This is a genomic window from Litorimonas sp., from assembly GCA_029936425.1.
Taxonomy (GTDB): Bacteria; Pseudomonadota; Alphaproteobacteria; order Caulobacterales; family Maricaulaceae; genus Litorimonas.
In genome coordinates, this window is record JAPYSU010000004.1 from 159,451 (window position 1) to 185,243 (window position 25,793).

General features: G+C 51.6%; 27 protein-coding genes and 1 other RNA gene. 13 read left to right on the forward strand and 15 right to left on the reverse strand.

Annotated elements, in window-relative coordinates; translation table 11 throughout:
* Nucleotides 1–49 precede the first annotated feature (49 nt).
* Nucleotides 50–1,348, forward strand: a complete 1,299-nt coding sequence (locus ACN0IC_RS05535) for a flavohemoglobin expression-modulating QEGLA motif protein (protein WP_416877770.1) — start codon at nt 50–52, stop codon at nt 1,346–1,348.
* Here ACN0IC_RS05535 and hemW read toward each other — a convergent pair.
* On the reverse strand, nt 1,345–2,487 hold the full coding sequence (gene hemW / locus ACN0IC_RS05540) for a radical SAM family heme chaperone HemW (RefSeq protein ID WP_416877771.1): 1,143 nt from the start codon (nt 2,485–2,487) through the stop codon (nt 1,345–1,347). The genes ACN0IC_RS05535 and hemW overlap by 4 nt on opposite strands.
* The gene (rdgB, locus tag ACN0IC_RS05545; RefSeq protein ID WP_416877772.1) at nt 2,480–3,121 is read right to left on the reverse strand and encodes an RdgB/HAM1 family non-canonical purine NTP pyrophosphatase; all 642 of its coding nucleotides are present in this window, start codon (nt 3,119–3,121) and stop codon (nt 2,480–2,482) included. The genes hemW and rdgB overlap by 8 nt, the downstream gene beginning before the upstream one ends.
* 169 nt (nt 3,122–3,290) lie before the next feature.
* On the opposite strand from rdgB, the gene ACN0IC_RS05550 reads away from it, so the two are divergent.
* Entirely contained in the window at nt 3,291–3,782 is a 492-nt protein-coding gene (locus ACN0IC_RS05550) for a DUF2975 domain-containing protein (RefSeq protein ID WP_416877773.1), read from the forward strand.
* Nucleotides 3,782–4,015, forward strand: a complete 234-nt coding sequence (locus tag ACN0IC_RS05555) for a helix-turn-helix domain-containing protein (protein ID WP_416877774.1) — start codon at nt 3,782–3,784, stop codon at nt 4,013–4,015. The genes ACN0IC_RS05550 and ACN0IC_RS05555 overlap by 1 nt, the downstream gene beginning before the upstream one ends.
* A 23-nt stretch (nt 4,016–4,038) precedes the next feature.
* Here ACN0IC_RS05555 and ACN0IC_RS05560 read toward each other — a convergent pair whose 3' ends face one another.
* Genes ACN0IC_RS05560 through gap form a run of 3 tightly spaced genes read right to left on the reverse strand, consistent with a single transcriptional unit; the run spans nt 4,039 to nt 7,300 of the window.
* A complete protein-coding gene (locus ACN0IC_RS05560; protein WP_416877775.1) occupies nt 4,039–5,085 on the reverse strand; it encodes a class I fructose-bisphosphate aldolase in 1,047 nt (348 codons plus the stop codon).
* Between the two features lie 14 nt (nt 5,086–5,099).
* A complete protein-coding gene (locus tag ACN0IC_RS05565; RefSeq protein WP_416877776.1) occupies nt 5,100–6,281 on the reverse strand; it encodes a phosphoglycerate kinase in 1,182 nt (393 codons plus the stop codon).
* Nucleotides 6,281–7,300 (reverse strand): type I glyceraldehyde-3-phosphate dehydrogenase, encoded by a 1,020-nt coding sequence (gene gap / locus ACN0IC_RS05570; RefSeq protein ID WP_416877777.1) that lies wholly within the window; start codon nt 7,298–7,300, stop codon nt 6,281–6,283. The genes ACN0IC_RS05565 and gap overlap by 1 nt, the downstream gene beginning before the upstream one ends.
* A 153-nt stretch (nt 7,301–7,453) precedes the next feature.
* Here gap and ACN0IC_RS05575 point away from each other — a divergent pair, with 153 nt between their 5' ends.
* From ACN0IC_RS05575 to ssrS, 3 genes are all read left to right on the forward strand, one after another.
* On the forward strand, nt 7,454–7,768 hold the full coding sequence (locus ACN0IC_RS05575; RefSeq protein ID WP_416877778.1) for a DUF4164 family protein: 315 nt from the start codon (nt 7,454–7,456) through the stop codon (nt 7,766–7,768).
* Complete coding sequence (locus ACN0IC_RS05580) at nt 7,765–8,139, forward strand: cell division protein ZapA (protein WP_416877779.1); 375 nt, start codon at nt 7,765–7,767, stop codon at nt 8,137–8,139. Before ACN0IC_RS05575 ends, ACN0IC_RS05580 begins: the two co-directional genes overlap by 4 nt.
* A gap of 63 nt (nt 8,140–8,202) precedes the next feature.
* Nucleotides 8,203–8,361: non-coding RNA, 6S RNA (gene ssrS, locus ACN0IC_RS05585), on the forward strand.
* Between the two features lie 595 nt (nt 8,362–8,956).
* Here ssrS and ACN0IC_RS05590 read toward each other — a convergent pair.
* The 5 genes from ACN0IC_RS05590 to ACN0IC_RS05610 form a co-directional block, all read right to left on the reverse strand.
* Complete coding sequence (locus ACN0IC_RS05590; RefSeq protein WP_416877780.1) at nt 8,957–9,634, reverse strand: hypothetical protein; 678 nt, start codon at nt 9,632–9,634, stop codon at nt 8,957–8,959.
* A 103-nt stretch (nt 9,635–9,737) separates the two neighbouring features.
* Nucleotides 9,738–10,583, reverse strand: a complete 846-nt coding sequence (locus tag ACN0IC_RS05595) for an NAD-dependent epimerase/dehydratase family protein (protein WP_416877781.1) — start codon at nt 10,581–10,583, stop codon at nt 9,738–9,740.
* Entirely contained in the window at nt 10,580–11,398 is an 819-nt protein-coding gene (locus ACN0IC_RS05600; protein WP_416877782.1) for a glycosyltransferase, read from the reverse strand. Before ACN0IC_RS05600 ends, ACN0IC_RS05595 begins: the two co-directional genes overlap by 4 nt.
* Nucleotides 11,399–11,401: 3 nt before the next feature.
* Nucleotides 11,402–12,622 carry an NAD-dependent epimerase/dehydratase family protein gene (locus tag ACN0IC_RS05605; protein WP_416877783.1) on the reverse strand — a complete coding sequence of 407 codons (1,221 nt, stop codon included), beginning with the start codon at nt 12,620–12,622 and terminating at the stop codon, nt 11,402–11,404.
* A 125-nt stretch (nt 12,623–12,747) separates the two neighbouring features.
* A complete protein-coding gene (locus tag ACN0IC_RS05610) occupies nt 12,748–14,040 on the reverse strand; it encodes a cation:proton antiporter (protein ID WP_416877784.1) in 1,293 nt (430 codons plus the stop codon).
* Between the two features lie 160 nt (nt 14,041–14,200).
* Here ACN0IC_RS05610 and fabD point away from each other — a divergent pair, with 160 nt between their 5' ends.
* From fabD to ACN0IC_RS05645, 7 genes are all read left to right on the forward strand, one after another.
* A complete protein-coding gene (gene fabD, locus ACN0IC_RS05615; protein WP_416877785.1) occupies nt 14,201–15,145 on the forward strand; it encodes an ACP S-malonyltransferase in 945 nt (314 codons plus the stop codon).
* Between the two features lie 3 nt (nt 15,146–15,148).
* Nucleotides 15,149–15,889, forward strand: a complete 741-nt coding sequence (fabG, locus tag ACN0IC_RS05620) for a 3-oxoacyl-[acyl-carrier-protein] reductase (RefSeq protein ID WP_416877786.1) — start codon at nt 15,149–15,151, stop codon at nt 15,887–15,889.
* 199 nt (nt 15,890–16,088) lie between these two features.
* Nucleotides 16,089–16,325: an acyl carrier protein gene (locus tag ACN0IC_RS05625; protein ID WP_415811356.1), complete on the forward strand. Its 237-nt coding sequence runs from the start codon at nt 16,089–16,091 to the stop codon at nt 16,323–16,325.
* A gap of 19 nt (nt 16,326–16,344) precedes the next feature.
* Entirely contained in the window at nt 16,345–17,643 is a 1,299-nt protein-coding gene (fabF, locus tag ACN0IC_RS05630; RefSeq protein ID WP_416877787.1) for a beta-ketoacyl-ACP synthase II, read from the forward strand.
* Nucleotides 17,644–17,652: 9 nt separating this feature from the next.
* The gene (gene mltG / locus ACN0IC_RS05635) at nt 17,653–18,693 is read left to right on the forward strand and encodes an endolytic transglycosylase MltG (RefSeq protein ID WP_416877788.1); all 1,041 of its coding nucleotides are present in this window, start codon (nt 17,653–17,655) and stop codon (nt 18,691–18,693) included.
* A complete protein-coding gene (gene gmk / locus ACN0IC_RS05640; RefSeq protein WP_416877789.1) occupies nt 18,693–19,343 on the forward strand; it encodes a guanylate kinase in 651 nt (216 codons plus the stop codon). The genes mltG and gmk overlap by 1 nt, the downstream gene beginning before the upstream one ends.
* 35 nt (nt 19,344–19,378) lie before the next feature.
* A complete protein-coding gene (locus ACN0IC_RS05645; protein WP_416877790.1) occupies nt 19,379–20,161 on the forward strand; it encodes a hypothetical protein in 783 nt (260 codons plus the stop codon).
* Here the strand turns inward: ACN0IC_RS05645 and rsmA are convergent, their stop codons facing one another.
* The 5 genes from rsmA to ACN0IC_RS05670 all read right to left on the reverse strand — a co-directional run bounded on the left by rsmA (nt 20,162) and on the right by ACN0IC_RS05670 (nt 25,682).
* Entirely contained in the window at nt 20,162–20,998 is an 837-nt protein-coding gene (gene rsmA / locus ACN0IC_RS05650) for a 16S rRNA (adenine(1518)-N(6)/adenine(1519)-N(6))-dimethyltransferase RsmA (protein ID WP_416877791.1), read from the reverse strand.
* Nucleotides 20,991–22,007 carry a 4-hydroxythreonine-4-phosphate dehydrogenase PdxA gene (gene pdxA / locus ACN0IC_RS05655; RefSeq protein ID WP_416877792.1) on the reverse strand — a complete coding sequence of 339 codons (1,017 nt, stop codon included), beginning with the start codon at nt 22,005–22,007 and terminating at the stop codon, nt 20,991–20,993. Before pdxA ends, rsmA begins: the two co-directional genes overlap by 8 nt.
* Before the next feature lie 5 nt (nt 22,008–22,012).
* A complete protein-coding gene (locus ACN0IC_RS05660) occupies nt 22,013–23,251 on the reverse strand; it encodes a peptidylprolyl isomerase (RefSeq protein ID WP_416877793.1) in 1,239 nt (412 codons plus the stop codon).
* A 170-nt stretch (nt 23,252–23,421) separates the two neighbouring features.
* Entirely contained in the window at nt 23,422–24,528 is a 1,107-nt protein-coding gene (lptG, locus tag ACN0IC_RS05665) for an LPS export ABC transporter permease LptG (RefSeq protein ID WP_416877794.1), read from the reverse strand.
* Nucleotides 24,525–25,682: an LptF/LptG family permease gene (locus ACN0IC_RS05670; RefSeq protein ID WP_416877795.1), complete on the reverse strand. Its 1,158-nt coding sequence runs from the start codon at nt 25,680–25,682 to the stop codon at nt 24,525–24,527. The genes lptG and ACN0IC_RS05670 overlap by 4 nt, the downstream gene beginning before the upstream one ends.
* Between the last annotated feature and the right edge of the window lie 111 nt (nt 25,683–25,793).

The following is a 25,793-nucleotide window of genomic DNA, read 5'->3' on the forward strand; positions in this document are numbered from 1 at the left end:
ACTTACAGGCATGCTTTACTTTCGTAGCGGCCTTTGCGACGAACCAGGGATGTCAAAATTAAAACAGAAACATTTTAAACGAGCCGTTCAAGCCGCTGGTTATATTAATGAAGCCTCGGGTGCGATGAACGTTCTGAAATCCGTGAATTGGGATGGGCGGCATAAGAAACGCTTTTTTGAAACCGGCAAGCTTCCATCCCCTACCTATCGCAAGATCGATGTTTCAGAGCCAAGAGATATGATCGCGCAAGCGAGGGCTTTGTGCGATTCTGACCACGTGGTATTTGAATGGCTTGATCGCCTTTGCACGACAATGGAACATACGGCCAGTCTCATTCAGACTCGCGGCACGCCTCAATTCTTTCACTATTCGAGCGAGCTTTTTGGCCGTCCGACACGTTTGATGATTGATAAACAGACTCGTGTGCTCGATTTGGCAAAACATCTCGACCATACCTTATCTGATCTGAATTTTGACAATCTTGTAATTGAGGGATTTGAAGAGTATCTTAGTGCCAAAGACTTCGCGAAAGCACTTCGTCCCAGATTGAAAAAGCATTTTGGCAAAGACGCCCCAAAAGTAATGGTGTCGCCAACTCTCTCGGCAAAAGCTGCCGCGAGTTCAAGCCGGATCCGCGTTCGCCGGGATGCGACTTTTACGTATAAGGATGTTGATCAGCTCCTGCATCATGAAGCACTTATTCATTCCGCGACCGGGATGAATGGACAGGCTCAGGAACATTTTAAAATACTTGGCCGGTCCCATGCAGGAACGACGGAAATCCAAGAGGGATTGGCTGTTTTTGCCGAAATTATAACGGGCTCAATGGATCCGCGCCGATTTGGGCGCTTGTCCGGCCGTGTGCTCGCTATCGAAATGGCAGTTCAGGGCGCAGACTTTAAAGAGGTCTTTGACTTCTTTGTGGAGCGAAATGACGACCCTTCGCAGAGTTATGAAAACACACGCCGTATTTTCCGGGGAGGGCTCGTAAAAGGCGGCGCGCCATTTACGAAAGACATGGTTTATCTCAATGGTCTGTTGCGCGTGCACAATTTCATGAGAACGGTCGTGAAACTCAACCGGGCGGACCTAATACGGGTGTTGTTTTCTGGAAAAATGGATATTGAAGACGTTCCGGCTTTAGCGCAGCTTGCGAGTAGTGACCGCTTGACACCGCCGCTTTTCATGCCGCCCTGGGTGAAGGATTTACGTTTTCTGGTCAGCTATATGGCTTATTCTTCATTCCTTAATCAGGTGAAGATGCCGGGCTTTCAGACTTATTATGAAAGAGAGTTGGACGACGTCCCAGTGGTCTGGGGCTTTGCGGATGGAAAAACGGACGCTTAAATCAAGAGCGCGTCTGTGACAGAATTCAGAAGAAACCGGCCTTTTTGAGTTGCAATAAGGTGATTGTTCTTCGCCATCAAAAAGCCGTCTTTTACTAACGTATCAACGCGACTTTTAGCTAACTCTTCTCCCCGGATCTCAGCGAATTCTTTCAATGAGATACCTTCATCTGTGCGCAAACCCATTAAAACAAATTCTTCTGACCACTCGGCGGCCGTCAAGGTTTCTCGATCAACAATTCCAATACCTGCTTTTGTGACGGTCGAATGGTAGCTGCTAGGTGTGAGGGCTGCGATAGTGGATATTCTCTGACCCTTAATAGTGAGCCGTCCATGAGCTCCTGGACCGACACCTACATAATCATAGCCCCGCCAATAAGAGAGATTATGTTTTGATTTATGTCCGGGCAGGGCAAAGTTGGAGACTTCGTAGTGATCAAACCCGGCTCGTTTTAACTGCTTCATGGCCTGTTCAAAAAAATCAGCACTCTTATCCGCGTCCACTGCACGAGACTGTCCGCGAGATTCGGCTTTGGCAAAAGCCGTTCCGGGCTCAATAGTGAGTTGGTAAGTTGAAATATGCTGAACGCCGCATTTCAGAAGCCTTTCAATATCCGAGTCTAAATCTTCTGCGGTCTGTCCGGCCCAGCCAAAGATCAAATCTGCTGAAACGGAATGAAATATGGACGTCGCTAAGTTTAGCGCAGAAACAGCTTGTTCAGAATTATGATCTCTACCAAGTGTTTTTAGCGCTGGCTCATGAAATGTTTGAACGCCGAGTGAGAGACGATTGATACCTGCGTCCCGATATTTACTCCATTGCTTTTCATCCGCGTCAATCGGGTTGGCTTCGAGGGCAATCTCTGTTTCCTTAGGTAAGCCCCACAAATCGTTAATCTTATTGATGAGCTGAGATATTTCCTTTGCAGATAAAAGTGAAGGAGTTCCGCCTCCAAAATGTATGGAGTGAATTCGCCGAGGCCCGGACCAGTCCCGCCAGCCCTGCAAGTCGGTCAGGATAGCCTGAACAAGATCAAGGTTTCCATCTTTGGACTTGTAAACATTGAAATCACAATAAGGACAAATACGCGTGCAATAAGGCCAGTGAATATAGACCGCGAGGGGAGAGGAATCAGCCATTATAGTCCGGAAACTGGTCGGCCAGAAACTTGGCAAACGCGTCCGCCCGGTGGCTTTTAGCATGTTTCTCTTCAGGCTCGATTTCAGCAAATGTCAATCTGTCGCCTTTTGCCGTGAAGATTGGGTCGTATCCAAACCCTTTGTCTCCACGTGGTGGCCAAGTGATGTCGCCTTCGACTTTGCCCTCATAAACGCGATCCTCGCCGTTTGGAATAGCCAAGCAGAGCGCGCAAATAAAACGGGCGGATCTGTCTTCTGCTTCGCCTAGTTTATTGTGAACATGCCACATAGCCATATCAAAATCTCGCCCCCCACCTTCAGCCTTAGGCAGTTCTGCCCATTTTGCAGCATAAATTCCGGGTTGTCCGTCTAGAGCTGTAACATCCAGACCGCTATCATCTGACAGAGCGGGAAGCCCGGTCGCTTCCATCGCAGCCCGAGCTTTAAGCCGAGCATTTCCGGCGAATGTGGTTTCAGTCTCCTCCGGTTCAGGGAGATCCAAATCACCAGCACTTAGAGTTTCAAAACCAAACGGCAAAAGCAAATCCCGTATTTCGCGGACTTTGCCCTCATTGTGAGAGGCCACGACAATTTTTTTGAAGGATTTCAAATCTGTGTTCGGATTATCAGTCATGGACAGCCTATAACGCTTACTGGATAAATAGCAAAGACGGACGCGCTGTGTTTGTCTGCTTGTCTTTTTTCAATTATTGTTTATCAATATGTGCATGTTAAGGAATCCCTCATCTGACAATGATGATATCAACTATGACCTTGAATTGGGTGATGGCTCAAATCATCGTGTGGCAAAAGTTCTTCGTTTTATTATATTTTTAGGTCGGTTTATTTTAGCTGTTGCGGCTATTCTAATTATCATTGCGGCTATCTGGATGGTGTTCTCAGATAATCTACAAGACCAACTTCATATGAGTATTGGCGGCGAAAACCGGCCTAACCGCTATATTTTACCTGCCATGTGTCTGGGTATGGCGATTATTGCGATGGCCTGGTTCTGGGTTTTGCATATGCTAAACAAGGTCGTAGAGACACTCATCGCAGGCGATCCTTTTGTCCCGACGAATATAAATCGGTTGAGACGAATGTGGATTGTTATCGCTCTGACCGAATTTTTTCGAATGGCAATTGTCTCTTTTCCGGTACTTTCAGTCTCAGGAAATGATGAAGCTTTTCCAATCCGAATCGGTACTTGGTTTTTGGTCTTTGTTATTGCGACTCTTGCAGAAGCTTTCCGGTACGGGGCCGCCTTGCGCCGTGACCAGGAATTGACGATCTGATGACTATTCGTGTAAATCTTGATCGCGTTCTGTTGGAGCGTCGAATGAGCTTGACTGAATTGGCTGATCGGGTCGGAATCACGCTTGCCAACCTCTCAATATTGAAAACGGGTAAAGCTCGCGCCGTGCGGTTCTCAACACTTTCAGCTCTGTGCCGAGAGCTCGACTGCCAGCCCGCAGATATCCTTGTCTACGAGCCGGAGGAAGAAGAAGGAAAAGTGGCCGCCGAATAAAGGCGGCCCCCTAGAATTTCCTTTTAAGCCGCGACCTTGTCGTCTTCAGCTTGCGTCCATTCGCCTTTACTTGCCAAACCATTCATGTGAGCCCGGTGGTCAAAAGCTTGCTGCGCAGCCGCATAATTTTCTGACTTTCCCTGCCAGGCAAATAAAGCGGATTGCTGTAGTGCGCGTCCGAAGGAATAAGTGAGTTTCCAAGGGAACCCTCCCACCTTATTCATCATATCGAGATTGCGTGTGGCTTCTTCATTGTCTTGGCCGCCAGAGAGAAAGGCAATTCCTGGAACCGCCGCGGGAACTGTGTCCTTCAGAACCTTGATCGTACGTTCAGCAATTTCTTCGCGTGAAGGCTGCTCGGCACATTTTTTACCTGCGACGACCATATTCGGTTTCAGGATTGTACCTTCGAGAGCCACGCCCTGTTCATAAAGTTCGGTGAAAAGAGAATTGAGCGTTTTTTCAGTAACTTCGTGACAACGTTCCACCGAATGATGTCCGCCCATCAAAATTTCAGGTTCGACAATCGGGACAATATTGGCTTCTTGGCAAAGAGCCGCGTAGCGCCCGAGGGCATGTGTATTAGCTTTAATCCCGCCGCGTGTCGGGGTTGAGCCGACATATTGATCCGGATGAGAAATCTCGATAACCGCGCGCCATTTGGCAAACCGCGCGCCGAGTTCATAATATTCCGCGAGGCGTTCCCGCAAACCATCAAGACCTTGAGTAATCGTTTCGCCGGGGCGTCCCGCAAGCGGAGTTGTTCCGGCATCAACTTTAATCCCGGGAATAGCATCATGGGATTTGATAATATCGACCAATTTCGTGCCGTCTTTTCCGCTTTGACGAAGCGTTTCATCAAACAAAATAACCCCGGAAATATGATTTTTCATGGCGCGTTCTGTACGGAACAACATTTCACGCCAGTCACGACGATTATCCTCGTTATTCTCAGTGTCGATTGAAGCGAACCGCTTTCCAATCGTGCCAAAGCTCTCATCTGCAGCGAGAATGCCTTTGCCGGGTTCGACCATGGCGATGGCGACTTTATTCAGGGCTTCAAGGTCCATTAGGGGTCTCCTGTTTATTTTCTCAAAATTTCGACGCCGGGGAGGGTCTTGCCTTCCATCCATTCCAAAAAGGCGCCTCCAGCTGTGCTGATGAAGGTAAAGTCTTCGGATACGCCTGCTTGATTGAGGGCGGAAACAGTATCTCCGCCGCCCGCCACGGCGATGATTTTATCGCCCTTGCAGAGTTTAGCAGCGTATTTTGCGGCTTCGACTGTGGAAGTGTTGAAGGGCGGGAGCTCAAATGCGCCCAAGGGACCATTCCAAATCAAGGTCTCGCTGGTATCCATCACATCCATAATCGCATTAACCGTGTCAGGCCCAGCGTCGAGTACCATTTCATCCGCCTCAACGCCGTTCAAATCGCAAACACGCGAGTCTGCATGAGCCTTGAATTCTTTGGCGACAACCAAATCAACGGGCAGAATAATATCGCAATTTTGTTTTTTGGCATTGGAGAGTATCTCCAGAGCGGTTTCCTTTAGGTCCTTTTCACAAAGAGACACGCCGACATTATACCCTTGGGCAAATAGGAATGTGTTAGCCATTCCCCCGCCAATGACCAAAGTGTCTAACCGATCGACCAAATTCTTAAGTAAATCAATCTTAGTGGAGACTTTGGCGCCGCCCACAATGGCCATGACAGGTTTTTTCGGCGCATCGAGAGCCTGGCTGATGTGATCCAACTCTCGCTCCATAGCCAATCCTGCATAGGCGGGTAGAAACTCAGCGATACCGGCTGAGGAGGCGTGATCCCGATGAGCCGCGGAAAAGGCGTCCATGATAAACAGATCCCCCATCGCTGCCATATCTTTGGCTAAAGCGACATTTCCTTTGGTTTCGCCCGCATAAAAACGGGTGTTTTCCAAAAGAACAACATCGCCTTCCTCCATATCCTTTGCGATATTCGGATTGATATCTTTTGCAAAACCAACTTCATGGCCCAGAGCTTTTGACAAAAGAGGAACGATAAACTCCAGAGAGTTTTCGTCGTCGGGTTCGCCCTTCGGGCGGCCGAAATGGCTTAGTAAAATCGTTTTCGCGCCGGATTGCTGTAACCTGCGTAGAGTAGGGAGGGCAGACTTTAGACGCGTGTCATCGGTGACATTACCCTTATCATCGCGGGGAACATTAAAATCCACGCGAACGAGGGCCGTGCTGCCTTTAAGTTTCGCCTCTTCAAGTCGTTGGAAATCCATTAAGCGGCCTCTTTTTGCTGCTGACCCATGACGCGAGCGACATCGATCATACGATTGGCGAAACCCCATTCATTGTCATACCAGGCAATAACCTTGACCAAATCGCCATCTAATACTTTGGTCAGAAGAGACGCAAATGTCGCAGAATTCGGGTCATGATTCAAATCAGAACTGACAAGCGGATTTTCGGAATAGCAGATAATGCCTTTCATCGGGCCTTTCGCGGCGGCGCGCACAACCTCGTTGAGATCCTCTGCGGTGGTGTGCATTTCAGGTTGAAAGGCGAGGTCAACCATAGAGACATTTGCGGTTGGGACCCGGACAGCGGAGCCTGATAGTTTTCCAGATAATTCTGGGATGACCAGACCGACAGCCTTGGCAGCGCCTGTGCTGGTTGGGATCATGTTCAATCCGGCGGCGCGGGCGCGATATAAGTCCTTGTGTGAGTTATCCAGAATACGCTGGTCCTGCGTATAAGAGTGGACGGTTGTCATAAACCCGCGGCGTATGCCAACCGCGTCCATTATCACTTTGGCGATAGGCGCAAGGCAGTTGGTTGTGCAAGACGCGCAAGAGACGACTTTGTCTTCCGCGCCGAGATCTTGGTGATTCACGCCGTAAACAATGGTTTTGTCGACGTCGCTGCCGGGGGCAGAGATGAGGACGGTTTTGGCGCCGGCGTCAAAGTGAGGCTGAACCGTTTCCTTGGAGCGGAAAATGCCGGTGCATTCCATGACAACATCAACATCCAGTCCGCCCCAGTTAATTTCAGCCGGGTCGCGGAAATGCGTCATCCTGATTCGGCCGCGGCCATAATCCATCCAGTCTTCGCCAGTCTCTACCTCGGCGCCGAACCTGCCATGTACGCTGTCATAGCGCAGAAGGTGCGATGAGGTTTCCAGACTGCCGGGTGAGTTGATGGCGACCAATTCAATGTCGTCAATCGCATATTCTTCAAGGGCTCTGGCGACCAGACGGCCAATACGGCCAAATCCGTTAATTCCAATACGGGTAGTCATGTTTCAGCGGCGCTCCTTCATTTATTAAGTAGTCGCTGTTTTGAAAGCGCCCCGCTTCTGATAAGAGGCGACTGTGAAGTCAATAATTTATCCTTGTTGAACAGCAATTCTTACGCCATTCTGGTGTAAATTTTTGCGAAGCTGAGAAATTATATGAATGACAGCGCTGACATTAAAACCGCCGCCCAATCCCTGCAATCCGCCTTGAAAAAATTGGAGGGGGCGATTGATCCATTTTTGAGCAATTATCAGCAATTAAAGTCGGATTCCACCGAATCAGAAAGCTTTACCCAGGACCGGGCGCGCCTTGCCTCTGAACTGGATGATGTGAAATCCGAGAAAGAAGAGTTGGAGAAAAAGATGGCGTCCCGCGAGAAAGAATTCGCGACTGTTGCCGCGGAATCCACACAGGAAATCAATAGCGTTATCAAAACGGTTCAAACCGCGTTGGAAGGATTGCCGTCATGACAGGCCGCGTCAGTATAAATATCAATGGCCGCAAATATGGTCTCGGCTGCGAAGAGGGCGAAGAAGAGCGTTTGACACGCCTGGGCCAAAAGCTGGACGACCGGGTCAATGCCATGGCCAATCAGTTTGGCCAAATCGGAGATTTGCGTCTTCTCGTTATGGCGGGCATCACGCTTCTGGATGAACTGGATGATGTCGGAACCTCTGTCGAAGATCGGGTCGACGCCCGCATTGGCGAAGTTAAGAAAGAGCATGCCGAGGCGGTCAAAACGGCGGAGCAGACCGAATCCCAGGCCGCTTCGAGCTTGATGGACGCCGCCGCGCGTATTGAACGCCTTGCGGAAAAGCTTTCGTCGGCCACATCGCAGTAACTCCTTCAACAGACGCATTTACCCTCTTGTTATTTTAGAGTTCTGGCCCCACATTATGCGGGACGGTCACTGCTGGTTTCGTGAGGGGCACTAATCCACCGGACCTTAAATTATCCTTCGGGAGTTGGCTCTGGTCAGATCGTGGTCTGATTAATTCCGACGCCCACTTGAACTTCTGGTTCTCGAGGATTCTTAAGCCGCCACGGACTAAGTGGGGCCGTCACATTTATTTTTCCCTTACAGATATTGTTCCGCCTCTGCTCGTTTTTACGTTCGGAATGACAGGTAAAAATTGAATTGTGCATCGCCCAAGCGTCCTTTCCCACTGCCCATCTCGGGGTCAGCTTTGGCGTTCGTCCTTGAATAAATGGACTGCCCGCGTGGTGATCTCCGCGATGGAGACCAAGGGGAATATGTTTTACGCGGCTCTCACCACGCGGCGGCGGTTTATATCGCAGCGGCCTTGTAGCGATCCTCCTGTGTCGGAGGTCGTCCGCAGTCTAAGGTCTCGGTCTCTCTCCGATCGTCTGGAGAAGAGGTTAGAGCCTCGAGCGTCAGGCACGCGCCTTGATAGACCCGGATCCCTCCCTCGCCGTCGCAAGGGCCTCTCAGTCCCACCGTCCGTAACACCAACACGCCACGCTAGCACGCCTGTCCGTGTGTCCGGAACATGGGCAGTATAGACCGGGTTCGGCACGCGGGGACCGGAATATTTATCTTTGAATAAAAACAATAGGATAAGAGAAAATAAACGCGGATCCTTATTTGAAATAGGGTTTTGTCTTCTTTCCTATAAAATAAAAGCGGAGTTCAAAAATCAACCAATGAGGCTTTGAACGCTTTTGTAAATCTCAGAAATGATGGTATCCTCAAGATTTTTTAAACGTAAATACTTGGGATGGTAAGTACGTAAAGCCACAATATTTGAATGCTCTGGAAGAACTACTTGGGCCAATTGTCGACAAGGAAAATTATTACTTGTTTTTATGAATTTCGCGTCGGGAAACTCCTGCTGAATTATCCAATCGTAATTAGGGCCTGTAATAAAAAGAATAATATTAATGTTATTCTCAATTACTTCCTGAGTTAATAACCCCTGCTGATAACTAATGATTTCTTGAACATACGGACTACGTAAAATACTTGCGCTATGTTTGGTTTTGCTCATGGAAAACTTACTTAAATTCGTCCAAAGCACTGACTGATAACAAAGATTAAATCTTTTTATTATTTTTCTATGGAAATTCCAAAATGGAGAACGAGAATAATCCACTCCATAATCAAAATTGTTATAGTGATTACGCAAATTAACTAACGATTCCTTTCCTTTGAAGGAGCTTAAAGGAGACCATCCGAAAGCTTCTTGCCCGACATATAAAATTTTAGGCGAAGCGTTTAAAAATGCGTCTGATGGTTCAGCAATAAAAGGGCCATCATATTGATCAACACTCTCTCTCACCAGACTGACTATTTTATTAGTAACTTCTGTTATCATGGCGCTTATCCCCAAAACTTGATCAATATACTAAAAGATTAAGTCTTTCACCTAAAAATAATTACCTGAAGTTGTAATATAGCAATGGTCGTTATAGGAAGATTTAAACCGCCCGAACAAACTCACTCAACCCCCGCCATCCGCGGGGTGCCCATCCTAGTTTATTTAACTTTGTACAATCCATTTCGGCTTTCTCGAAATTCGAAATAGCGACCGGCAGCGATCTGTTTATCCTTTTGTGTTCGCGATAGGCCTTTAACAGGTCATGACGATCGACGACGATGTCCGAGATGTTAAAAGCCTGATGGGCGACCTGCTCTTTGGGTAAGGACAAGATTAGACGGATGGCGGCGACCAGATCGTCGCCGTGCAGTTCCGTTCCGGCGCGCGGCTCAATGGTTTTTCCGGCTACGAAATCAGCAAATAATTTTGCCCATTTGTGATCGGAGTTTGGCGAAGGCTCGCCGTATATGCCGGTGGCCCGCAGACTGGTACCGATGACGTCAAGATTATTGAGCGCTTGTTCGACCTCCCATTTCATTTGTCCGTAAAGAGAAGTGGGAGTGAGCGGGAGGTCTTCGGTTAAAAGTGTTGATGCAGGGTGTCCGTCATAAACCGCTCTGGAGGAGAGAAAGAGGATGCGCGTGACGCCGGCCTCTTTGGCCGCTTCAAATAACTTAATTGAGCCTTCCAAATTGCGTTTGAAGAAGCCGTCAGGGTCGTCGCCTTCGCCGCCGCGATACCGGCCGGGGATATGGTCAAAGGCGCAGTGTATCAGGGCATCAGCAGAAGGAAGGCGGCCAGGAGGATTGCTTAAATCAAACGGAATCCATTCGCCATGGTCGGGTTTGGAGCGGGTTAAGTGAAGAATTTCATCTCCGCGCCTTTTGGCATCTGCGGTGATGAAGCGCCCAATATAGCCGCTGCTTCCCGTAATAAGCAGTTTCATTTCGGATTTGTCAGCGCGCCCAAATCGGGAGTCTCGCCGTTTTTAAACTGCCACCACAAATCAATGAGCGGTTTTAGCTTTTCGGTTTTGGGGTGTTCGGCCTGCCACGGTTTTTCATATTGATAATGCAGGATGTGGATGGAGTTCCAGTCCCAAAGGGCGGGTAAATTAAACCACACATATTGAAGCATATTGTAGAAGACGGGCAGGCCGTGCCAATCCGGGAAATAATGCTCCAGAAAAGTTTGATCGGTGCGGCGCCAGAATTTGTCTTCGGCGTCCAAGGCCTCAAGCATTTTCGCGTAAGTGTCTTTTGACGGGCGGGCGGTGAAAACGCCGGAATTCAACCGGTGAAAATCGACGACGCTTTCATAGACATTGGGCGCGGCGCAAAACTCCGGATACTTAAATAATATATCGCAATTTTTAAGCATCAAAGCGTCGGCGTCGATGAAAACGACAGCTTCATACTCCGTCAGTTCCCAGAGACGCAATTTCGCGAAATTATCCAGCGGCGTATGAAATTTTGGCTTTTCGCCTTTGGTAAAGGGCGCCGCGTCATGCTGCGCTTTTCGGGAGTGACGCGCATTAAAGGCATCGCTCATCGGTAAAAGCTCTATTTCGACAAGACGCATCCCCAAAGCCTGGAGCGGCTCTAGGTCATTTTTTGACACGCCGCCCGTATGCATCACCACCTTATCCGCCTCTGTGCCGGTCAGGGCGATGGAGCGCATAAGCGCCTCTGCCCCGGCGGCGTAGTCGGCATTCGTGACCAGAGTCACATAGGCGTGATCAGCATTAGGCGCGGTGGTCATTTGCTATGACACAGACTTGAGGCGTTTTCCTTCAGGGTCTGTTTCCACGCGATTGGCAATGTCCTTGGTCCAGGCAGACAGCGCGCGAACGCGGCTGCGATCCACGCGGTGGGCGTATTTTTTCGCCACTTCTACGACTTCATCGAGAAGACCTTCGGCCAAGGTGGTCGGCTCCAGGCCAAGAGCGAGGAACTGATCATTTTTCACGATAAGATCGTTTTCAGGCGCTTCTTTGCGCGGGTTGGCGATATTGGCGATTCTGGCGCCAGTCATGTCGGAAATCAGCTTGGCCAAATCCCGGATGCGATGCGTCTCCGTCATCTGGTTATAGATTTTGACGCGGTCACCAGCGGCGGGCGGCGTGTCGAGGGCAAGCTCAATACATTTCACACTGTCCTTAATATGGATGAAAGCACGAGTCTGGCCGCCGGTGCCGTGCACCGTCAGCGGGTAATCAATGGCGGCTTGAATGAGGAAGCGGTTCAAAACTGTGCCGTAATCGCCGTCATAATCGAAACGGTTGATAAGCTGTTCATGGCGCTGCGTCTGTTCGGTATGCGTGCCCCAGACAATGCCCTGGTGGAGATCTGTGATGCGCAGGCCGTCATTCTGCGCGTAGAATTGGAACAGGATCTGATCCATGCTTTTGGTCATGTGATAGACGGAACCCGGCTTGGTCGGGTAAAGCACTTCGAGTCCTTTTTTCTCGCCTTCCAGATTTTCGATTTCGACGTCGAGATAACCTTCGGGAATGGCCGCGCCGACGCTGGAATATCCGTAAACGCCCATCGTGCCCAGATGCACCAAATGCGCGTCAATTCCGGTTTCGACCATCGCTGTGAGGAGGTTGTGCGTCGCGTTGACGTTATTATTGACGGTGTAAACCTTATGCCGATCAGATTTCATGGAGTAGGGCGCGGCGCGCTGCTCGGCGAAATGGATGATGGAGTCAGGCTTGTGATCGGCAAGCCATTGTCGCAGAATCTGGTAATCCCGGGCAATGTCTATCAGGTGAAAATGCAGGCGGCGTCCGGTAAGTTCGTACCAGATGCGGCAACGCTCCTGGATGGAATCCATCGGAGTCAGGGACTGAACGCCAAGCTCCGTATCGATCCAGCGCCGGGACAGATTGTCGATAATATGGATTTCATGACCCAGATCCGACAAATGCAATACGGTCGGCCATCCGACAAACCCATCTCCACCCAAGACTGCAATTTTCATACTTCTCTCCGCGATAATTTATTTCTATCTGTGTGTTATACAGAGACCTTATATGAAGTCATGCCTCCACATCAAATTTCATATAAATGACATAGAGGGGCCGAAGATGTCCGTCGAAGAAGGCTTTACAACAGGGTTGGATCGACATTGCGCCGGACCACCGTCTTCACGGTCAGGCCCTGCACAATGATGGAGAAAATCACGATGCCGTAGGTCGCCGTCAGAATGAGCGGTTTATATTCATTATCCGGCAGAGCGAGGGCGAGAGCGACGGAAATACCGCCGCGCACACCGCCCCAGGTCAGCACGGGCACGGCGCCTTTGGCGAAATCCTTGAACGTTCCGATGACTTTCATCGGCACATAAACGGCGCAGAGACGGGCCAGCAGGACCAGTGGAATCGCTATCAAGGTGATAATCGCAAATTTCGGCGCGAGGCCAAGCACCAGAATTTCCAGGCCGATCAATAGGAAAAGCACCGAGTTCAAAATCTCATCGACCATTTCCCAGAACCCAAAGAGCGCGGATTTTGTATGTTCGGACATGGCAAAAGCCGCGCCTTTATTGCCAATCATAAGGCCTGCGACGACAACGGCGATGGGGCCGGAGAGATGATGGCCGAGAATGTTGATCCGCTGCGCCAGGGCGTAGGTTCCAGCGACGAGGGCGAGGCTGATGAGAACTTCGATCGCGTGTTCATCAATACGGCGCATCATACGATAGCCAATCCACCCGGCCAGAAGACCAAGCGCTGCGCCGCCAATCGCGTCTACGACAAACAGCTCGATAATATCCCATATACCTATCGCGGCGTGCGCGGCGTCTGCATTGCCTGTAGACCCCACCGCGATGGCGAGGAGGATGGTAAAGACAACAACCCCGACGCCGTCATTAAACAGGCTTTCGCCGGCAATTTTCGTCTCCAGCGTTTTCGGCATTTTTACGGTTTTCAGAATAGAGAGAACGGCCACCGGGTCTGTCGGGGAAATCAGAGAGCCAAAGACCAAGGCCCAGATATAAGGAAGGTTCACCCCGAAGAGCTGGGCGACGTAATAAAATCCCGTCCCGACGATGAAGGTCGAGAGAATAACGCCGAAGGTCGCCATGCTCCCGATCTCCAGCTTGGCGCTTCGGAGTTTGGAGAAGTCAACATGAAGCGCACCAGCAAAGAGGAGGAAGCCCAGCATGCCCTTCATCAGGGTTTCATTAAAATCTATCTGCCCCAGAGCGGATTGAAGCGTATCCGTCATGGAAAGCTGTGGAAACATCGCCTCGGACGCTAAAAGAAGGAATGATGCGACCAGCGCCATTACCAAAAGGCCGATCGCGTGCGGAAGTTTAATATAGGCTCGGTTGACCCAGGACAGAATGGCCGACAGCACGAGCAATAGCGCCGCGATTTCAAATATACTCAACATAAGGTCTCCCGCCCCGAATAATTTTGACAAACTACGCCTTGAGGAGTGGCTTGCAAGAAAATATCCGTTAAAAGACCCCTTTAAAACAAAGGGATTGGCAGTTGACCTTATCGCCCGCTTTTCTAGGCTATGGGTTCAACACAAACAGGTGCAACAATATATGACATTCGCATTTATTTTTCCGGGACAAGGCAGCCAGTCTGTTGGCATGGGCAAGGATTTGGCAGAGGCCTTCCCGGCCGCTCGCCGCGTCTTCGAAGAAGTGGACAACGCGCTCGATCAAAAACTGTCAAACCTGATGTTCAACGGGCCGATTGAAGATTTGACCCTGACAACGAATACGCAGCCAGCACTGATGGCCTGCTCCATGGCGGCGATGGCTGTCTTGGCCGAAGATTTCGGCTTCAAGGCCAAAGATCAGGCGTTTCTGGCAGGGCATTCCCTAGGGGAATATTCGGCGCTCTGCGCGGCCGGGTCGATCTCTCTGGCCGATACGGCAAAGCTTTTGCGGATACGCGGCGATGCGATGCAGGCGGCTGTACCTGTCGACGCCGGGGCCATGGCGGCGCTTCTGGGCGCGAGTGTAGAGCAAGCCGAGGCGGCGGCGGAAGCCGGCAGCAAACACGGCATTTGTCAGATCGCCAATGATAATGCGACCGGCCAGATTGTATTGTCTGGTGAAAAAGACGCGGTTCAGGCCGCAGTGGATGCCTGTTCTGATCTAGGAATTAAAAAAGCGATGATGCTCAATGTGTCCGCGCCGTTTCATTGCGACATGATGATGCCGGCGGCGGCAAAGATGCGCGAAGCGCTGGCCCATCAGACGATTTTAGAACCTTCTGTACCTGTCGTGAATAATGTAACGGCGCGTCCGGTGACCGAGCCAGACCAGATCCGCGAAGACCTGATCACGCAAGTCACAGGCCGCGTGCGCTGGCGCGAATCGATTGAATGGATGGCCGCCAATGGCGTCGAGACATTTGCGGAGCCCGGAACGGGCAAGGTACTGACCGTCATGCTCAAACGGATTGTGAGCGGCGTCGAAGGTGTCGCGCTCAATTCCCCGGACTCGCTCGAAGCGTTTGCCAAAAAAGTAAAAGGATAGATTATGTTTGATCTCAGCGGAAAACGCGCGCTCGTCACGGGCGCGACGGGCGGCCTCGGCGGCTCTATAGCCAAAATGCTCCACGCCCAAGGCGCGCATGTTGCCCTTTCAGGCACCAGAGCGGAAAAACTCGAAGGTCTGGCGTCGGAGCTGGGCGACGGCGCTTACGTGACGCCATGTAACCTATCGGACGGCGACGCCGTTGATGCGCTTCCGGCCCAAGCCGCGGACGCCCTCGGCGGGTCTATTGATATTCTTGTAGCGAATGCGGGCATTACGCGCGATGGCCTGTTGATGCGTATGAAACAAGAAGACTGGGATTTAGTACAAAAGGTCAATCTGGAAGCCTATTTCCGCCTGTCCAAAGCGTGTCTTCGCCCCATGATGAAATCCCGCTGGGGACGAATCATTGGCATAACGTCGATTGTTGGCGTTACCGGTAATCCGGGACAGACGAATTACGCGGCGTCCAAAGCCGGCATGATCGGGTTTTCAAAATCGCTGGCGCAAGAAGTGGCAAGCCGGGGAATCACTGTAAATACAATTGCGCCCGGTTTCATCAGCTCGCCTATGACGGATGAGCTGAATGACGCTCAAAGAGAGGCGACTCTGTCCAAAATTCCTGCTGGCGATTTGGGAACCGGCGAGGATATTGCCGCCGCCGCGCTGTATCTCGCGTCTCAAGAAGCGAATTACGTTACGGGTCAAACCCTGCACGTAAATGGCGGGATGGCCATGATTTAAAAGGAATTTAGGGGTGTTTTTACCCACATTTTAGCGGTAATAAGGCTCTGGTCACAGGTTTTGGGGTGTGCTAACCCGCCGCAGCACTTATTATTGGGGGGCACCCAATAGCAATTCGTCGCTTGTAATTTAGGGAACTCCCCTTATTTGCTAGCCGTAACCGCCGGATGAAAGCCCGGCTACACTAAAAGGAAAGTCTATGTCAGACGTATTAGCCCGTGTAAAAAAGATGGTCGTTGAGCATCTTGACGTTGAAGAATCAAAAGTCACGGAAAACGCCCACTTTATCGATGATCTTGGGGCGGACAGCCTCGACAATGTCGAGCTTGTCATGGCGTTTGAAGAAGAATTTGATATTGAAATCCCTGATGATGCGGCTGAGCACATTCAGACTGTCGGGGACGCCGTTAAGTTCATTTCTGAAAAAGTCGACTAGACTAAGGTAGATATATCGCATGAGACGGGTTGTTGTTACAGGCCTGGGCCTAGTTACGCCCGTCGGATGCGGTGTTGAGACTGCCTGGAAAGCTATACTGGACGGTAAGTCCGGAGCTTCCAAAATAGAACATTTCGACGTCAGCGATATTGCTTGCAAAATTGCTGCCGTCATTCCCCGCGCCGATGGCCGGGCCGGGGGAAGCCCCGAACAAGAAGGGGTCTTCAACCCCGATGATGTAATGAGCGCGCGCGACGCCAAACGCATTGACGATTTTATTCTCTACTCCATTGCTGCCTCTGATGAAGCCCTGAAGGATTCCGGCTGGAACCCTGTTGAGGAAGGTCAAGAGGCCCAAGAACGCACTGGCGTTATGTTTGGCTCCGGTATTGGCGGTCTGCAGACGACTTATGACGCGTCAATTACCCTCCATGAGAAGGGGCCGAGACGGCTCTCTCCTTTTGTTATTCCGGCCATGTTGATTAATTTGGCCTCCGGTCAGATTTCTATTCGCCACGGCCTGAAAGGCCCGAACCATTCAGTTGTCACCGCGTGTGCCACAGGGGCGCATGCCATCGGCGATGCCGGGCGTATGATCGCCCATGGCGACGCTGATGTGATGGTTGCTGGCGGCGGAGAAAGCTCAATCAATCGCTTGGGCATTGCGTCATTCGTGGCCTGCCGCGCCATGACGACGGGATTTAACGACACACCCGAAAAAGCATCGCGTCCCTATGATAAAGACCGCGACGGATTTTTGATGGGTGAAGGCGCAGGCGCCGTTATTCTCGAAGAATATGAACATGCCAAAGCGCGCGGCGCCAAGATTTATGCGGAATTGGTGGGGTACGGCCTCTCCGGTGATGCCTATCATATCACTAGCCCTGCGCCGGAAGGCGAAGGCGGACACCGCGCCATGAAAGCCGCTCTTGCAGGGTCTGGTTTGAAAGCTGAAGATATTGGCTATGTGAACGCACATGGCACGTCCACGCCTATGGGCGATGAGCTGGAAGTCCGCGCAGTTGAAAAACTCTTGGGCGATCACGCTAAAAATGCGTCCATGTCCTCGACAAAGTCAGCGACCGGACACCTGCTGGGCGCGGCCGGGGCTGTCGAAGCCATTTTCTCCATATTGGCGCTTCGGGATCAAATGGCGCCGCCGACGCTGAATCTGGATAATCCATCTGTCGAAACTGAACTCGATCTCGTCCCGCATAAAGCCAAGCCGATTAAAGCCAAAGCCGTGATGTCCAATTCATTTGGATTTGGCGGAACAAATGCGGCTGTCATCTTCGCGCAAGCGCCCGAATCTGATTAGACAGGGCACATGGCCCGAACATCTGAAAAACCGAATAAATTGGCAAAACGCGATAAGCGGGTCTTGGGCCTGATTGCCGTTGTGGCGCTTATCACTTTTTTTGGCGGTTTGGTTCTCGCCGCTTACGCCGCGGTGAATTACAAATATGAAACGCGCATGTCTTTGGATGAGCCCCGGGACCCGGTCGTTTTCGAAGTGCCTAAGGGCAGCGGTCTATCCTCCATTGCAACAAGACTTGAGGGACAGGATTTGGTTGAGAGCGCCTTCATTTTTAAACTCGTGACGAAAATGCGCGGCAATGAGGCGAATTTCAAAGCCGGGGAGTTTCTCCTCACCCCCGGCGATCCGATGGCGAAAATCTATACGGATTTGGCCGAGGGGCAGGCCATTCTTTATCCGGTTACGATTGCCGAAGGGCTTTCCAGTCGACAGGTTATGGCAACGCTGGATCTTGTCCCAACGCTCATTGATGATAATCCTCCGGTTCCGGCGGAAGGGACGCTTTTGCCCGAAACCTATCTTACGCCGCGGGATATGAAGCAGTCCGAATTAATTGCGAAAATGCAATCGGCTCAAAAGGAGGTTTTGGACACGCTCTGGGAAAACCGGGCCGCTGACCTTCCTGTTAAAACGAAAGCCGAGGCCATTACTTTGGCGTCTGTTGTTGAAAAGGAAACGGGCATTGGAAGTGAACGTGATGAAGTTGCCGGGGTCTTTGTGAACCGCCTTAATCGCGGCATGATGCTCCAATCCGATCCGACAATCATTTACGGAATTACGAAGGGATTGCCGATCGGCCGCCGCATTCGCCGAAGCGAAATTGATGCCCGAACAGACTGGAATACTTATCAAATGACAGGGCTACCCAAAACGCCGATTTGCAATCCGGGAAAAGAAGCCTTGGCCGCCGTGCTAAATCCGGCGAAGACGGATAATATTTATTTTGTCGCGGACGGCACCGGCGGACATGTATTTGCGACGTCTTTATCGCAGCATCAAAGAAATGTCGCGAAGTGGCGGGTTATACAGCGCCAGAGAGGGGAGCGGTAATGAGTGAAAAGTTGAACGCCCTGAAACAAAACCGGCGGGGGTTGATGATAGTACTGTCTTCGCCTTCCGGCGCAGGTAAGACAACGCTGACTCGGAAATTGCTAGCAGAAAACGAAAACATGACCATGTCTGTTTCCGCGACAACCCGCGCGCCGCGCGGCGGCGAGGAAGAGGGCAAAGACTATTATTTTCTGTCCAAAACACAGTTTTCAGACATGGTGGCGGAAGACGATTTTCTGGAACATGCCAAGGTGTTCGATAATTTTTACGGGACGCCGAGACAGCCCGTCGAGACAGCGCTGGAAAGCGGCCGGGACGTTATCTTTGACATAGACTGGCAGGGCGCGCAGCAACTCGCGGAAGCCGCCGCAAATGATCTTGTAAAAATATTCATTCTTCCGCCCAATATGCAGGAGCTAGAAAGCCGTCTCCGGTCGCGCGCGCAGGACAGTGACAGCGTCATTGCCAAACGTATGAGCAAGGCCGAAACAGAAATCAGCCATTGGCCGGAATATGATTATGTCATTGTCAATGAAGATATTGAGACGGCGATGGACGAACTCCGCGCTATTATCTCCGCCGAACGTATGCAGAGAAAACGCCAGTTCTGGCTGTCTGGATTTGTGAAAACCCTGATTAGTGGCGGGTAAAGACTTTTCTAACCCTCGGTCTTTAAAACAGGATAATGATTGAGGGGATTTTCGCATTTATTTTCGGGTTTGCACTCGTTGCGACGCTTGTCGGGGCGTTGTGGCAGGAAGATGCGCTGAGTAGTATCCTCACCAAAGCAATGATCGCTCTGGTTAGTCTCGCCGCGTTTGGGTTTTTCAATCTTGAATTCGGCGACCCCGTAAAGGAATTTATACTCCTGGTGTTCAACGCCCTCAGCAACGATTTTTACTTTCTTTTAGGCGGCGGGGTCTGCGCGGTTGCCTGGGCCTTATACCGCGACGGAACCTATCTGGATTGGTGGTCCTCGCTGCATCCTCAATCCGCGCCAACTGATTTTGCCCGCGCCGGAAAACCATCGGATTTTACAAACCGCAAATCTTTTTCTTACAGTTCGACGCTGATTGGAACCTCTACCCCCTTTCTTATGTCAGAGTTTGATCTGCGAACTCAAACCCTGGTCAAACTTGCCTATTTCGCGTTTAGCGATACTTCGGCGCGCACGCTTTCCTTTTTGGAAGGGGCGCTGGGCGCGTCTAACGGGAAACGCCAGAAAGAACTTCAAAGACTTGTCGCGGGAATAAGAGCCAGACCTGATCTTCGCCGCACAGTCCATCCGTATTGGCGGGCCATAAACGGAAACCACGCCGCGGCGAGAAAGGTCTTTGGCGATCTTTGCCAGCTCGCAAAACAAACGGGCAATAGGGATCCGAAAACGATTGAACGTCTCGTGCGGGTCGGGCTCGCCCTTCGTCTCAGTCACGAAGATATGGGACGGGCTATCGCCTTGATCCGCTAACTACGCTTTCAGGATATCCGCGAGTTTCTGAAAGTCGGAGACGGGCAGGGTTTCCGGCCTTAATTGCGGATCAATTTCGGCTTTCTCTAACCATTCTGTGGCGGTCATACCGTGTTTCTTGGCAAAGCTTTTCAGCGAAACCCGGAGCATTTTCCGCCTCTGCCCAAAGGCGGCCTGGGTGACCTGACCTAGGAGTTTCAGGTCTGGATAGCTTTGACCGTCGGCCAAAGGGTGCATCACAACGACGGCGCTGTCGACTTTGGGCGGCGGGGTGAAGGCGCGGGCGGGAATATCAAAGGCCATATGGCAATCGGCGACGCTTTGGCAAAGAACGGCGAGACGGCCATAGGCATTCTCGCCCGGCGCGGCGCAGACCCGCTCCGCGACTTCTTTCTGAAACATCAAAACCATCTGGTCCCAGAAACGGGGCGTTTCCGTGACCCAATTAATGAGCATTTTGGTGCCGACATTATAGGGCAGGTTGGCGACAATTTTTCGCGGCGCGGAAATGTTTGTGGCGATATCGAATTTCAGCGCGTCGCCTTTGATAACAGAGAGCCTGTCGCCGCTGGCGCGGCCAATATCGGCGAGGGCGGGCAGGAAACGCTCATCCATTTCGATAACGGTCACAGAGGCCGCTTCATTGACTAAAAGCGCGCGGGTCAGACCGCCGGGGCCGGGGCCGATTTCGACAACATTCACGCCTTCCAGAGGGGTTGCCAGCCGCGCGATCTTATCCGTGAGGTTCATATCCAACAGAAAGTGCTGGCCGAGTTTCTTATTCGCGCCGAGGTCATAGTCGCGCACGACCTCGGTCAGGGAAGGAAGATTATCCATGTAAGTAAGCCCGTCGATGATCGGCGATTTGGCGCGCTGTGCGGATAGCGGCGATGAGGCTATCGGCTCTCGCGCGGTTTTGTCCGGCAATGCCAAAGGCGGTGCCGTGATCAGGCGAGGTGCGCACAATCGGCAGGCCGAGCGTGATATTGACGCCGCCGTGGAAATCCAGAGTTTTGACCGGGATAAGGCCCTGGTCGTGATACATGGCCAGGACGGCGTCGTAATCTTCACGGGCCTCGGCGTGGAAAAGTGTGTCGGCAGGTTGGGCTTTACTCGCCTTAATGCCTTCGGCGCGAAGGGCGCGGGCGGCGGGATTAATAATCTCGATTTCCTCCCGGCCCAGCATTCCGTTTTCGCCGGCATGAGGATTAAGTCCGGTCAGGCTGAGACGGGGGTGCGGAATACCAAAATCACATTTCAGCGCCCCGTCCATAACGCGGGCATTGCGAATAATGGCGTCAGAGGAAAGCGTTTTAACCGCCTCTTTCAAGGCGAGATGAACCGTGGCCAAACCGACACGGAGACCGCCGCCGGATAACATCATGACGGGGCCGCGCGCATAGGGGGCGGCGTGGCCTTCGGTCAATTGTCCAAGATATTCCGTATGGCCGGGGAACTTGAAACCCGCTTTGTACAAAACATCCTTGGAGATGGGATTGGTGACAAGGCCATCGGCTTTGCCCGACAGGCAGCGAGAGACGGCGCGTTCAATACTTTCTGTAACGGCCAAAGCGTGGTCGGGATCAGGCTCACCCGGCTCTGCCACCCGCCCCTCAATAGGAAGAATAGGAAGCCCTTCGCGGAAAACGTCCGCAGCCTCATCGCAGTCCTCGATCTCGATTAAATTGTGATCAAAGCTTTCATTGGCGCGTTCCATGACGCGCGGCGTCGCCATGACGGCAAAGGCATATTCCGGATCATATCGCAGAGCCGCCCAGGCTTTTAAGGTAATCTCAGGCCCAATGCCCGCTGGGTCGCCCATACTCAGTAAGAGAGGGGCGGCCATATAAGCTAACGAACGACGACGGTAGATTTACGCCGTATATCCCGAAGCGCCCGACGTGACGCCTGAGCGAGTTGCTGTTCCATCAAACGGTTTTCAACATCATCCCGGGTCGGAATATCCTCGCCGGTGGCTTGGCGATCACAAACCATGATGGAAGCTGCGCCGTTTGGCCGGGCAATCGGATCGGACAAATTGCCCACATCCGTAGACGCCAGAATATCAACCAGTTCAGGGGTGAGTTCGCTGGCTTTCAGCTCGCCCATATCCGCCTGCTTGACGCCTTCGACAGCGTCTACATCATCTTTCAGTGTGTCGCAGGACGTCAGGCTGTCTTTCAGCGCGATGAGGCGGGTTTTGGCCGCTTCTGTTTCGACGTCGGAAATATTGACCTGTTTGAGGCGGTAAAGCGTATCGGCTTTGGACACTTTTGTTTCAATCAGGGCAACGACATAAACGCCGCCGGGGACTGTAATAGGCTGAGAGACTCCGCCAGGTTCCATTTCCGTAATAACCGCGTCAATTTCCGGACGAAGCTCGCCTTCATGAACCCAACCCACATCACCGCCTTTGACAGCGCTGGGAGCGGAAGAAAATTGCTGCGCGAGAAGCGGGAAAGGGGCGCCGCCTTCGACTTGTTCGATCATGGCATTGGCGCCTTCCATCGCGCCGTCCATTCCGCCGATTTCAGGGGTGGCTTCGATGAAGATTTCGGCCACGCGGAAGCTCGGTTTATCGGCATTGGCGGTCAGGCGGTTCAGCGTTTCATTGATTTGGTCATCTGAAATGCGGATCCGGGATCCGTATAGGCCATTTACAATGCGCTGCCAGGCAATTTCAGAGCGAACCTGATCGCGCAGCGTTTCAATGGACACGCCGGCGGAGGCCAATCTGGAGACAACTTCGTTCGGGTCCAGACCATTCCGTCCAATCAGGCGGGCAACGGATTGATTAACTTCTTCGTCGGATATTGTCTGTTCATATTTGGCAGATTCCTGCATCTGTAAATGCTCGTCGACCAAATTGCGAAGCGCCTGCTGTTGAAGGCGCTGTAAACTTTCTTCATCGCGCTGAGCCCCGGTTGTCGCCAGCATAAACATAACGCGCTGACGAAGGTCGTAGGTTGAGACGATATCGCTGTTCACGACGGCCGCAATGCCGTGGCCTGGCACTTGAGCTTGCGCCGTTGCAGCGAAGCCCGTGAGCAGGGCCGCGCCGAGCAAGAGATTTTTAAAAGTTTTGGTCATTTTGGCCGTCATAAATTTATCCAGCTTGTGTTTTCGCGCTTATACGACTTTCAGCTTTAAAGGCAATTCTTACGCTGTTTTCTTACAAATTAAGTCTAACGCGCCTATGGGGGGCGGCGTGTTAAATTTCGGTCAGATTGCAGATGTCAACTGCGCCCGCTTCCGACGGATTAACCATCCTCAATTTTAGACAGATAACTTATGCCTGTCAGCAAAACAAAGAGGGGGACCGACCACGCGGCCAAGGCGACAGGAATCAGCGCGACTTCTCCGAAAGCGCTCACCATAGAGTCGGCAAAATAGACGCCAAACCCTAGTGCCGCCCCGGTAATGAGAAGGCGAAGCGTGCCGCCTTCACGCGTAAGGTGCGTTGACACGCCCGCCGCGATAAAAGTCATGGCAATCAGCATGATGGGCAGAGCCAGAAGTTTATTAAACTGCATCCGAAAGACGAGAGCCGAAAATCCCGCCTGTTCATTTTTTTTAATTGCCGAAGGCAGCGACCAAAATGGCGGCGCCACTTTGTTATCTCCGATTTCATCGAGCTGTTTCACGGTTATCTCGGTGGGTAAGGATATGGTGTCCTGAGTTTGGGTAATTTCTCCGGGCGCGTTTTCAGTGACATTTGATAATTGCCAATAACCCTGTGTGACCAAACGGGCCTCTTGCGCGTCAAAGCGGCGGCTAAAGACGGTGCGTCCGGTCGCATCAAGCGAGAGTTGGTAAAAACTCGGATTGGTGAGTGTTTTAGACTCAGGCTCAACCTTGTCGGCGCGAATGACAGTTTGCATCGTCTCATTACCCTCTCGCAGCCAGACGGTTTTCCCTTCGGAGGATGACTGGCCTCCATAACTGTCGCTGAGCAAATCATATTGGCTCATCATGTTCGAGGCGAGCGGATTGAAAAGAAGAGACCAGATAAGCCCCAATAGCGCCGTCACCGCAATCACCGGGAGAAGAAACCGCCAAGCAGAGACGCCTGAGGCGCGCATGACGATCAGCTCGCTGCGTCGGTTTAGTCCGTAAAGGGCCCCCATAACGCCAAATAGAACGACAAAGGGAATGGTTTGTTCGATCAGTTTCGGAGCTTTTAACAGGGTTAGGTAGGCCAGCTGGAAGGAGGATATATCCGTATCACTGCCAATATTACGGCTGCCCTCGACAAAATCGACGAGCATGATGATGCCGGTGACAATCAGAAAGGCGATGGTCAGCGAGCGAATAACCCTCATCGCGATATAGCGGTTTAATGTGGCGCGGGTGAGCAGGGTTTTCATGATATAACCGCCTGATGCTCTTTGGCCTGGCGGGCATATTCACGTGCGCGTCTGGCGCGGCCAATTGATCGCACGCGTTTGCGCCTTAGTAGATAATAAGTGCAATAAGCCGTGACGAGAACAGGTATCAAATATTGAACGATATTCAGTATTCGGTCTGACTCAGCGGCCGACGCCACACCAAATCCCGAGAGGCGGATCACAAAGCCAAGAAAGGCACAGATTGCAATGCGCCGCCCATAACCGAGGCGCAGGTGTTCACCTCTGACCATGAAACATAGGGCCAGTAAAACCAAAGCAATATTATATATCGGGGCGGAGAGCCGTGCATGTCCTTCGGCGGCGAGTTCGCGTTTGAATTTACGGTTCGCAAATTCTCGCGGATCGGGCCGTAATAGCTCATGAAGAAAACGGTCAGATGTCTTTAGTCTGAGGACATTATCCATGGCCATCACATCGGAGAGATCAATGACATAATCCTCAAATTCAATGACATCCAGAGATCCGTCATCCAGTTTTTGCTGAACGCTGCCGTCTTTCAGGGTCAGGACGACCTGGGAGGTATTCCGCTGAACTTCACCGGATTTTGCCGTATGCGTCGTGATATTGTCAGGGTCCCGGGCGTCATGGATCATGACATCCTTCAATGAGCTGTCGGCCCCGATTTCCCGGGCGTAAACGGTCAGTCCCGGTGAAGGCGTTACGAAGTCACCTGCCTGCACCATTTGCGACGCAATATCCGTGCGAACTTTCAGAATTTCCGCTCGCATCTGACGAAAGGACAGCGGCTGGATAACCAGATTGATAATCAGATGGGCAATCAGGGCGTAAGCGCCAAGCCTGACCACAGGCGAGGCAATCTGCCAGGGCGAAAAGCCGGAGGCTTTGGCGACGATAAGTTCCGAGTCGGAATTTAACCGATTTAGGGCATAAAGCGCCGCCATAAACACGGAAAGCGGCATGATAATGGAAATAAGCTGCGGGAGCGCCAAGAATGTTATCTTGAGAAAAGTCAGGGCGGATTGCCGGTTCTCAACGACAAGATCAAGAGTCTGAAGGCTCTGAGTGAGCAGCGCCAAGCCGGCAAGGGCCGCCAGGGACAGTAATAATGGCCAAAGGGCCTGTGTCCAGAAATAGCGTTGCAGCAGCGTCATTCTTACTCTTGTTGTTCGACTTATATGTTAATTGAGGTACAGATATGATATTTGCACCGCTTTGCCCTTCTAATCTGATGAGGCGTAAGTTACTAGCGTTCAACAACTATA

Excerpts from the sequence above, each read along its gene's own strand:
- ACN0IC_RS05535 (WP_416877770.1), top strand. The coding sequence starts at position 50 with ATGTCAAAATTAAAACAGAAACATTTTAAACGAGCCGTTCAAGCCGCT.
- hemW (WP_416877771.1), bottom strand. The coding sequence starts at position 2,487 with ATGGCTGATTCCTCTCCCCTCGCGGTCTATATTCACTGGCCTTATTGC.
- rdgB (WP_416877772.1), bottom strand. The coding sequence starts at position 3,121 with ATGACTGATAATCCGAACACAGATTTGAAATCCTTCAAAAAAATTGTC.
- ACN0IC_RS05555 (WP_416877774.1), top strand. The coding sequence starts at position 3,782 with ATGACTATTCGTGTAAATCTTGATCGCGTTCTGTTGGAGCGTCGAATG.
- ACN0IC_RS05560 (WP_416877775.1), bottom strand. The coding sequence starts at position 5,085 with ATGGACCTTGAAGCCCTGAATAAAGTCGCCATCGCCATGGTCGAACCC.
- ACN0IC_RS05565 (WP_416877776.1), bottom strand. The coding sequence starts at position 6,281 with ATGGATTTCCAACGACTTGAAGAGGCGAAACTTAAAGGCAGCACGGCC.
- gap (WP_416877777.1), bottom strand. The coding sequence starts at position 7,300 with ATGACTACCCGTATTGGAATTAACGGATTTGGCCGTATTGGCCGTCTG.
- ACN0IC_RS05575 (WP_416877778.1), top strand. The coding sequence starts at position 7,454 with ATGAATGACAGCGCTGACATTAAAACCGCCGCCCAATCCCTGCAATCC.
- ACN0IC_RS05580 (WP_416877779.1), top strand. The coding sequence starts at position 7,765 with ATGACAGGCCGCGTCAGTATAAATATCAATGGCCGCAAATATGGTCTC.
- ACN0IC_RS05590 (WP_416877780.1), bottom strand. The coding sequence starts at position 9,634 with ATGATAACAGAAGTTACTAATAAAATAGTCAGTCTGGTGAGAGAGAGT.
- ACN0IC_RS05595 (WP_416877781.1), bottom strand. The coding sequence starts at position 10,583 with ATGAAACTGCTTATTACGGGAAGCAGCGGCTATATTGGGCGCTTCATC.
- ACN0IC_RS05600 (WP_416877782.1), bottom strand. The coding sequence starts at position 11,398 with ATGACCACCGCGCCTAATGCTGATCACGCCTATGTGACTCTGGTCACG.
- ACN0IC_RS05605 (WP_416877783.1), bottom strand. The coding sequence starts at position 12,622 with ATGAAAATTGCAGTCTTGGGTGGAGATGGGTTTGTCGGATGGCCGACC.
- ACN0IC_RS05610 (WP_416877784.1), bottom strand. The coding sequence starts at position 14,040 with ATGTTGAGTATATTTGAAATCGCGGCGCTATTGCTCGTGCTGTCGGCC.
- fabD (WP_416877785.1), top strand. The coding sequence starts at position 14,201 with ATGACATTCGCATTTATTTTTCCGGGACAAGGCAGCCAGTCTGTTGGC.
- fabG (WP_416877786.1), top strand. The coding sequence starts at position 15,149 with ATGTTTGATCTCAGCGGAAAACGCGCGCTCGTCACGGGCGCGACGGGC.
- ACN0IC_RS05625 (WP_415811356.1), top strand. The coding sequence starts at position 16,089 with ATGTCAGACGTATTAGCCCGTGTAAAAAAGATGGTCGTTGAGCATCTT.
- fabF (WP_416877787.1), top strand. The coding sequence starts at position 16,345 with ATGAGACGGGTTGTTGTTACAGGCCTGGGCCTAGTTACGCCCGTCGGA.
- mltG (WP_416877788.1), top strand. The coding sequence starts at position 17,653 with ATGGCCCGAACATCTGAAAAACCGAATAAATTGGCAAAACGCGATAAG.
- gmk (WP_416877789.1), top strand. The coding sequence starts at position 18,693 with ATGAGTGAAAAGTTGAACGCCCTGAAACAAAACCGGCGGGGGTTGATG.
- ACN0IC_RS05645 (WP_416877790.1), top strand. The coding sequence starts at position 19,379 with ATGATTGAGGGGATTTTCGCATTTATTTTCGGGTTTGCACTCGTTGCG.
- rsmA (WP_416877791.1), bottom strand. The coding sequence starts at position 20,998 with ATGGATAATCTTCCTTCCCTGACCGAGGTCGTGCGCGACTATGACCTC.
- pdxA (WP_416877792.1), bottom strand. The coding sequence starts at position 22,007 with ATGGCCGCCCCTCTCTTACTGAGTATGGGCGACCCAGCGGGCATTGGG.
- ACN0IC_RS05660 (WP_416877793.1), bottom strand. The coding sequence starts at position 23,251 with ATGACCAAAACTTTTAAAAATCTCTTGCTCGGCGCGGCCCTGCTCACG.
- lptG (WP_416877794.1), bottom strand. The coding sequence starts at position 24,528 with ATGAAAACCCTGCTCACCCGCGCCACATTAAACCGCTATATCGCGATG.
- ACN0IC_RS05670 (WP_416877795.1), bottom strand. The coding sequence starts at position 25,682 with ATGACGCTGCTGCAACGCTATTTCTGGACACAGGCCCTTTGGCCATTA.